Annotated in this window: 8 protein-coding genes; 5 read left to right on the top strand and 3 right to left on the bottom strand. The window is 47.5% G+C overall.

Translation table 11 applies throughout. From position 1 onward, the window contains the following. The first annotated feature begins 71 nt into the window (after nt 1-71). From VN379_RS11330 to VN379_RS11310, 5 genes are all read left to right on the top strand, one after another. Nucleotides 72-689, top strand: coding sequence for a hypothetical protein (locus tag VN379_RS11330; protein ID WP_325533850.1), 618 nt, complete (start codon nt 72-74; stop codon nt 687-689). A gap of 211 nt (nt 690-900) precedes the next feature. Further along, a complete protein-coding gene (locus VN379_RS11325; RefSeq protein WP_325533848.1) occupies nt 901-1338 on the top strand; it encodes a cell division protein SepF in 438 nt (145 codons plus the stop codon). Between the two features lie 105 nt (nt 1339-1443). Next, nucleotides 1444-2118: a response regulator transcription factor gene (locus VN379_RS11320; RefSeq protein WP_325533846.1), complete on the top strand. Its 675-nt coding sequence runs from the start codon at nt 1444-1446 to the stop codon at nt 2116-2118. Between the two features lie 2 nt (nt 2119-2120). Beyond that, the gene (locus VN379_RS11315) at nt 2121-3395 is read left to right on the top strand and encodes a HAMP domain-containing sensor histidine kinase (protein ID WP_325533844.1); all 1275 of its coding nucleotides are present in this window, start codon (nt 2121-2123) and stop codon (nt 3393-3395) included. Nucleotides 3396-3522: 127 nt separating this feature from the next. Next, nucleotides 3523-3810, top strand: coding sequence for a hypothetical protein (locus VN379_RS11310; protein ID WP_325533843.1), 288 nt, complete (start codon nt 3523-3525; stop codon nt 3808-3810). Nucleotides 3811-3885: 75 nt separating this feature from the next. Here the strand turns inward: VN379_RS11310 and VN379_RS11305 are convergent, their stop codons facing one another. Genes VN379_RS11305 through VN379_RS11295 form a run of 3 tightly spaced genes read right to left on the bottom strand, consistent with a single transcriptional unit; the run spans nt 3886 to nt 8173 of the window. Then, nucleotides 3886-5190 carry an aspartate aminotransferase family protein gene (locus tag VN379_RS11305; protein ID WP_325533841.1) on the bottom strand — a complete coding sequence of 435 codons (1305 nt, stop codon included), beginning with the start codon at nt 5188-5190 and terminating at the stop codon, nt 3886-3888. Nucleotides 5191-5225: 35 nt separating this feature from the next. After that, nucleotides 5226-7181, bottom strand: coding sequence for a peptidase U32 family protein (locus VN379_RS11300; protein ID WP_325533839.1), 1956 nt, complete (start codon nt 7179-7181; stop codon nt 5226-5228). A gap of 29 nt (nt 7182-7210) precedes the next feature. After that, nucleotides 7211-8173 (bottom strand): ABC transporter substrate-binding protein, encoded by a 963-nt coding sequence (locus VN379_RS11295; RefSeq protein WP_325533837.1) that lies wholly within the window; start codon nt 8171-8173, stop codon nt 7211-7213. Nucleotides 8174-8224: the final 51 nt, after the last annotated feature.

Raw genomic sequence — 8224 nt, 5'->3', positions numbered from 1 at the left:
GAATAGTATACTATCGGTATAGCCAGTTACACAACAACCTTGTATACAAATTTTGAGGAGGAAGATTACCCATGAAAAAACTGATCCTGACAACCATGCTTGCTTCTCTTACACTGGCCGGTACGGCTTTTGCAAGTGTACCAGGTATCGATACAGCCGCAGGGCAGGGAGAGATTGGTTATTCTCATTATAATCTAGAGAGCAGTGTGGACGTCCTTGGTGACATGGGCAAGCTAAAAAATAATAATTTTCAGGCTGCCTATGGTTTAAGCGATAAACTTGCTATTACCGGTGACTATCTGAATTCTGAGTCGCAAACCTTCTATTCCCCCGCTTATGGCTACTTTAATGATATGAATCTGAATTCCACCGAAATCGGGCTGCAGTATAAATTGAATAAAAATATTGCTGTTTCTGTTGGTAATGTAAAATCTGAGCTTAAAGCAAGTAATGACGCTGTTTCAACTAGCGAAATGTTTGCCGGTGTCGCTTATAGAGGAGCCGTTGCCAACAAGGTAGACAGTTATGCATCCTATATCCGCTCTGAAAATGTCCAAGACTGGAAAGCCGGTTTAACTTACGGTGTAGGAAGCAATGTAACACTTGATGCAGGGTACCGCAGTTTTGAAAACAATGATTTAGGTATTAAAGCAAAAGGTATGGGCTTTGGTGCAAACTATAAATTTTAGTTTCATTCTCCACCAAAAAAGACTACAGACGTGGTCTTTTTTGGTTACTGCAGCAGATTTTGTCTTTTGCTAGTATAAAAGTCCTGACTTACTAGGAGTTTTTGCTCTATTTTATTTATACTAGGATTTTTCGCCTTGATCTGGCAGGAATTAGCATAATCATTGTCGAATATCCCAAAAAATGGAGTAATATCCTATGGGGAGGCAATTAATGATGGCCCTTGGATTAATTGATAAATTAACTAATTTTTTAATACCGGTTGATGATCAAGCTGTGGCATTAGACAGGTCGGACGTACCGACTGCTAAAGAAACATTGCAGGAAAACGAACGTCGTCCCAAGTTGAAGGTACATAGTCAATCATCAGGTAACTTGAAGGTAATTGTTGATTTACCAACAGGGTTCGACGACGTACAGGCCTATGCTGACTACCTAAAAACAAGTATTTCCATTATTGTCAACTATCAGCAGGTCGATGTTGCCACTCAGCAGCGCATGAGTGATTTTCTCAATGGGGTTTGCTATATTATAGGTGGCTGCGTGCAGCGTATTTCTGAGCAGGTGGTACTTTACACTTATGCGAACATTGAGATTGATAAAAAAATATTTGCCTATTCGGTGCCCACCTATGTGCGGGTAAAAGAATAAATAACTAAGAGGCTGCGCGGCTGCAAACAGGCAGTTTTGCATAGCCTTTTTTATTTAGGCATATCTTACACTTAGAATGTTGTTTAATGGAACAGGAGGCCCCAAGTGAGAATTCTTGTTGTTGAGGATGAAAAGCCACTCCGGGAGGCCGTCACTGACGTCCTCAGTGAAGAAAACTATCTGGTGGACGGTGTTGGCACAGGTGATGAGGGATTATACCTGGCAGAACAGGGGATTCATGATTTGTTAATTTTAGATATTATGCTGCCTGAGGTGACCGGGCTGGAAATAGTTAAGCGGCTCAGGAGCAAGGGAAATATTACGCCCATACTCCTGTTGACTGCCAGAGACAGCGTAGAGGATAAGGTAACAGGGCTCAATAACGGAGCCGATGACTATCTTGTAAAACCGTTCGCTGTACCTGAACTGCTGGCAAGGGTAAAAGCTTTGCTGCGAAGACGCGGCAATGTCGGACAGGAAGGCGAGATTGCTTATCATGACATTTTAATTAATGCTAAGCTCAAACAGGCAGCAATTGGCGAGCAGCCTTTGGATTTAACGCTGAAGGAGTTTGAGTTGTTGGAGTTTTTTGTGTTAAATAGTGAACAAATACTTACGCGGGAACAGATTTTTGATCGCATCTGGGGCTTTGAATCGGAGACAACAGCAGGCATTGTTGATTTGTATGTGCACTATCTAAGAAAAAAATTAGCTCCTTTTGGCAAAGATGCCCTTATTAACACTGTGCGTGGTGCCGGGTTCATGTTAAGGGAGAAGTAAGTATGTTTGCAAAAATTCTCCGTAAGCTGACGCTGTTGAACTCAGTGGTCGTTATCCTGATTTTTCTGGTTTTCGGCGCGACGTTATATTCTTACGTAAGTTCGCAACTGTTCGATAATATTGATAATGCCATGAAGGACCGGATTAGCTCTTTTAAGGTTGTTAATGGACGGCCTGACATTAACAGGAGACGTTCGATATTCTTTGATCCCCGGGTTATTATGCTGCTGCGGGATGCCAATGGACAGGTCGCCATATTGACTCCAATTTCAGCTGAAGACGGGGAAAACCTTAAGGCGTTAGCCACGCAGCTGGAAAGTGGCAATCTTACTGTGAAGACATACGCCGACCATATATACAGAGTATTATGTTTGCCATATCAATATGATGAAAACGTTTTATTTAGATCTGACGGCAGCAGGCTGGAGATTCAGGAGGTTATTGCCGTAAGTATTGTTGACTCAGAGGTTGCTATGCTGAGACAATTGTTAATCATTATTGCTTCCGGGCTGTTTGCAGGAATACTGGTTATCGGCTTGGCAGGATATTACCTGGCGCGTATGGCGCTTGTACCTATTCAAACTGCGTGGGAACGGCAACAGCAGTTTGTCGCTGATGCCTCTCATGAGCTGCGAACGCCGCTAACTGTAGTAAAGACCAATGCGGAACTGATGCTGCGTCATCCTGAAAACACTGTCGAGCAGGAAAGTACGCGTGTTACTAATATACTCCGGGAAGCAATACGCATGAACAAACTTGTTTCTACCTTGCTTACGCTGGCAAGAGCCGACGCCAATCAGCTGGAGCTACAGCTTAAAGCGGTTGTGATAAATGAAGTGCTTGAGACAGTAGTTGAACAGTTCAGGCCTCTGGTTGAACTCAAAGGTCTAGAGCTTAACGTAAGCATAGAACCCCAGATTGAAATAACTGCAGACCGGGAACGCCTGCACCAGTTGCTGGTTATTTTATTTGATAATGCATTGAAATATACCTCACCGCCAGGGAAAATAACTATTACCTGCTCCAAACTCCAAAATCAGGTTGTATTGACAGTGGAAGATACTGGCTGCGGGATTTTGTCTGAGGACATGCCACGCGTTTTTGACCGCTTCTTTCGTGGTGATAAAGCCCGGCATCGGGAAACAGGCGGCGCCGGACTCGGCCTGTCTATTGCGCAGTGGATTGTTGAAAAGCATGGTGGCAGGATTCGTGTCGAAAGCGCACCTAATGTAGGAACCCAGTTTTATATTACGTTACCTCTTAAAAATAAGGTTTAGAATAACCAGAAGCAGCAGTGGCCATAGTGGGCTACTGCTGTTTTGATTAATAAAAAACGACTTGTTGTCATATACTGCATTGAGCCTGAAGAGTAGGTATGAAGTTTTAATGAGGGGAAGCGGTTGTATGAAGGGTTTTAAGACTAAAACCGGTAAGTTTGGTTCTTTAGTCAGCTTGACTGCACTTACTGCTATGTTAATGTTGTTTGCTGCCAATATGCCTGTGTTTATAGGATCAACTGCCGGGCAAATATTTGCGGGTTTCTGGGGGGCGGTTGCATTGGTTATGGGGGCTGCACATATTGTCCGCCTGTCAGCGCCGCGGGAACGCCGTATGGCGATAACGCCACTTAGGACCGGGCTAAAAGATGCCCGTACCCGGAGGCCGCAGCGATCAGTACGGGCGCGGGGTTAGTTGCAACGAACCTCGCACCGCTTAATAAAAAACGCCCCGGGTAAGCGGGGCGTTTGCGATTCGATTACTATAAAATCACGCTAATGATTCTAATACATCTGTAAGATGATTTAGCATATTATCCAAGTCTTCATGGGTAATGACAAGTGGTGGCTGGAAGGCCATTACGTTCCGGTCCGGGCCATTTTTGCCAATGAGGAAACCACGGTTTTTCATTTGTTCCAGGATAGTGTCAAGCTGCTCTGAAGCTGGCGATTTGTCAGGGTTAACCAGCTCAGCCCCCAGCATGAGGCCATGGCCGCGAATATCGCCGATGACAGGATACTTCCGCTGCAGTTCAACCAGACCACTCTTAAGGTATTCCCCAAGTTCTCTGGCCCGTTCGGGCAGGTTGTACCTGGTTATTACTTCAATGGTCGCCAGGGCTGCGGTTGAGGTTACCGGGTTGCCGCCCAGCGTGGAAGCACCGGGACGGGTATATTTATCAGCAATCTCGGGGCGGGAGGTAAACGCGCCGACCGGGGTGCCGTTACCAAGCGCTTTAGCCATGGTCATGATGTCAGGTTCAACATCATAGTGTTCAATGGCAAACATCTTACCGGTACGGCCAAAGCCTGTCTGGACCTCGTCAACAATAAGCAGGATATTATATTGATCGAGGATTGCTTTTATCCGTTTGAAATAGCCGGGCGGCGGGGTAATCATGCCGCCATTGCCCTGAATCGGCTCGGCGATCAGGGCTGCCACCTGACCGGAAGTGGTTGTCTTTATTATTGTTTCCAGCTCATTGGCACAGGCTAGGTCACACTCCGGGTGACGCTTGCCATAAGGGCAGCGGTAACAATAGGCATTAGGGGCGAAGCTGATGCCGCCGACCGGGCTGGTGTCGGTACGCCACATGGACAGGCCGGTAAGGCTCATAGTCAACTTGGTGCGGCCGTGGAGTCCCTGACGCAGGCTGATAAACTCCTGCCTGCCAGTGTAGATCGAGGCCAGCAGGGCGGCACCCTCATTAGCTTCGGTGCCGCTGGAGCAAAAAAAGGTTTTTTGCAGGCGGCCTGGCGTGATTTGGGCTAAGCGTTCGGCCAGGTTAACAATGTTCTGAGTAAGATAGATCGTACATGTATGCTGCAGGGTAGTGACCTGGTCACAGATGGCTTTGGTGATCTCGGGATGACAGTGACCACAGTTGACGACAGATACACCGGCAAAACAGTCAAGATACTTTTTGCCGGTATGGTCATACAGGTATTGCATTTCGCCCTTGACTAACTGCATCGGTTCGGAATAGAAGTGGTATACACATGGAATAATGTACTCTTTCTTTTTGCGAACCACCTCTTCAGGGCCTATGTAGGGTGTGCTGTTTATGTCAGTCATGGTTTCACCTCTCACATTGAAATCGTAATGCTAGATTATCTGGATATCCGGTAGCGAAAAGCGCCAATACCTAATTCGCGCGGACTGGCAGTGGCAAGCCTATTGATAATGGCTCTGTCAACATTGTTGTTATTACCGGCATTTAACCGGTCAAGTTCAGCCCGGTATGTAGCTGTAAGCAAGCCGACAAGCTCTGGGCTGTAATGTTGACCCTCAATCCGGTAATTACTAACACCTGCGCTGATCAGTGCGGGTAGATGGGGCAGCAGGCACAAATCTTTGGCAAACAAGATGTGGTTGCGGGAATACTGGTCTATCTTAATATCATGCCGCTCGCCGGCACTGTCTAACAGCGAATAGTGATGCTGAGGGTATAGTTGCGAGTGAGCATGAGCAGAGGTTTCCTTAAGGACTGCTGATGGCACGCAATGATCAAGCACCATCGCTTCCAGTGCCCCATGGACAATTAGCTCTAACGGTAATTTGCTGGTTTGGGCCAATTCGGCAATTTGTTCATAGGTAGCTTCCAGCGAAATGGTGACCTTGCTGGCGCCATTGGTTTTAAGCCAGGCTGTAGTCAGATGGTTGAACAGGTTAAACGAGAAGTCGGCCTGGACCGGCAGGTTTGTTGTTTGCCGTGCCAGGCGTAGCATGCCACTGTTTGAAACCATCAGGCCATGCGGTTTAATTGTATCAAGACAGGCGAAAAACTGTTCGAGCTCACCCGCTTCACGTTCCATCGTAATACGTGGGGTAGTGACAATAACCTGCGTGTTGTATTTTTCGGCCAGGCTGACAGCCTGTTCAATGTCTTTTAATGTCAGCGGCTTGTTCGGTTTGAAAGCCTCTCCGCCAAGATAAGCAGTATCTGCACCGTTTTCAAAGGCGGCAGTCAGCGCGTCGAGCCCGGCAACCCGTACTGCCAGTGCAGGGCGTTTAGTTACTTCAGGGACAGGGGGATGTATTGCCGGGAGAGCAGGGGTGACGGTGATACCGGCCTCTGTGACTGCCTGACTGAAAAAGCGGGGTTCACGTTCGCCTGTATAGCCAATTGAGCTGGCACCTGGATTGCCAAGTGCGTAGCAGGTAGAAAAGTCGCGGGAACGGTAATCGTAAAGTTCCTGCCAGGAGGCGGCATCGAACGAATAACCGGTAGGATCGGCTATATAACGGTCAATTGCCTGTCGATAGATTTTTACAACCCTGCTGACAAAATCGGCGGTACGCATACGGCCTTCAATTTTAAAAGAGCATACACCAGCCTGAATGAGCTCCGGCAGGGCATTGTACATGCACATATCCTTCATTGCCAATTTGTAGGGGCCGGGGTCGGAGGCTGTTACCGCCTGCCCAGTGGCAGTGTCAATAAGCTGATAAGGCCAGCGGCAGGGTTTTAGGCAGCGGCCACGGTTCGAGCTTTGACCAAATACTATCCCGGAATGGTAGCATTGGCCACTGTGGGCTACACACATATCGCCATGTATAAAATATTCGAGTTCAATACCGGTGCGCTCTTTAAGCAGCGTGAGCTGAGTCAGCGTCAACTCGCGGTTGGTTACCACCCGGGTTATGCCATAATCCATCAGCGTTCTTATCGAATGTTCATTATGTGTATTCATCATAACTGAGGCGTGTAGCGGTACGGTTATGTTTAGCTCCCGCGCCAGCTCGAGAATTGCCAGGTCCTGAACAATCAGTGCATCTGGCTGAAGCTGGTTTAACAACTTAAGATAATCGCGCATGCCGGGGATTTCCCGTTCACTGATCAGGTTGTTGACGGTAATATAGAGGCGGACATTACGGTCATGCGCATATTTTATCGCGCGGGCCAGTTTTTCATCGTCAAAGTTGGTATCTGTGCGGTGGAGGCGCATATTAAAGCGTTTGCCACCAAGGTATACGGCATCAGCACCGGCAGCAACCGCAGCTTCCAGTACCTCCCAGGTACCGACCGGTGCCAATAGTTCAACAGATTGTGGGGTTAATCGCATTTATTTCACTCCAGATTTTCTATAGTAAATTACTCAAATACTTCTTTGGCCTGTGCCAGCAGTGATTGTGGCAGTTCAATGCCTAAATTGGCGGCAACGAAGGCATTTAGCTGAACCTCCGGCTGATCAACAAGGCCGACTGGGATGTCGCCAGGTTTGGCACCGGCAAGAATCTGGGCTGCCTTGGCGGCGCAGGCCCGGCCCAATTCGTAGTGGCTGGCCACTAGCGCACCTAAAGCGCCAGACGGAACATTCGGCGCATGCGAGGTGATAACAGGTAGATTGGCTGCTTCGGCATAGTAGGCCACACTGGCAAAATTCTCTTCAATAATCCGGCCAATAGGCAAGAACAAAGCATCAAGACCAGGGGTTAGTTTGCCGGGTAAAGTTGATAAATCCTCAGGCTTGTCTGTCGGCAGGTCAACTAGTGTAAATATATTGTTGGCGGCTTTTTTAAAATTCGCTGCCTCCAGCACCGCATTGCTATCACCGGTATGGTACAAAATACCGATGGTTTTGGCAGCAGGCAACAGTTCACGGATAAAAGCAACCTTATTGACCGCCGGAACCATGCCGGCAACGCCGGTAGCTTTGCCGCCCGGTTTGTCCAGTGTATTGACCAAGGCTACTCCAACCGGGTCAAACACAGGCGTAAATACCACGGGGATAGTACCGTCTAATCTTACCGCCGCCTGAGCAGCAGGTGTTGAACAGGCAAAGATAAGGTCAACTTTTTGCCCGGCCAGTTTAGCGGCAAGCTGTGGTAAATCATCCAAAGCGCCATCGGCATTCAAATAATGAAATTCAGCCGTCAGGTTTTGTTCAGTCAGTCCGGCTTTGAAGCCGTGTACTGCGTCGTCAAGGTTTTGCGTTAATTGTAAAATGCCGATATGATGCAACCGTACAACACCTCTGATTTTCTTTTTTATTACAGTTTCCACATTTAGCTGATTAATACCTGCCGTAAAACTGACAAAATTCTTAGCATTCACATACTGACGCAGTCGTGGTAAACTGAGATATATAGCTTATATACCGGAGGA

Source organism: Sporomusa sp. (assembly GCF_035561255.1).
Taxonomy (GTDB): Bacteria; Bacillota; Negativicutes; order Sporomusales; family Sporomusaceae; genus Sporomusa.
Note: the sequence above shows the minus strand (reverse complement) of the source record. Positions and strands in the feature narration are given on the sequence as shown.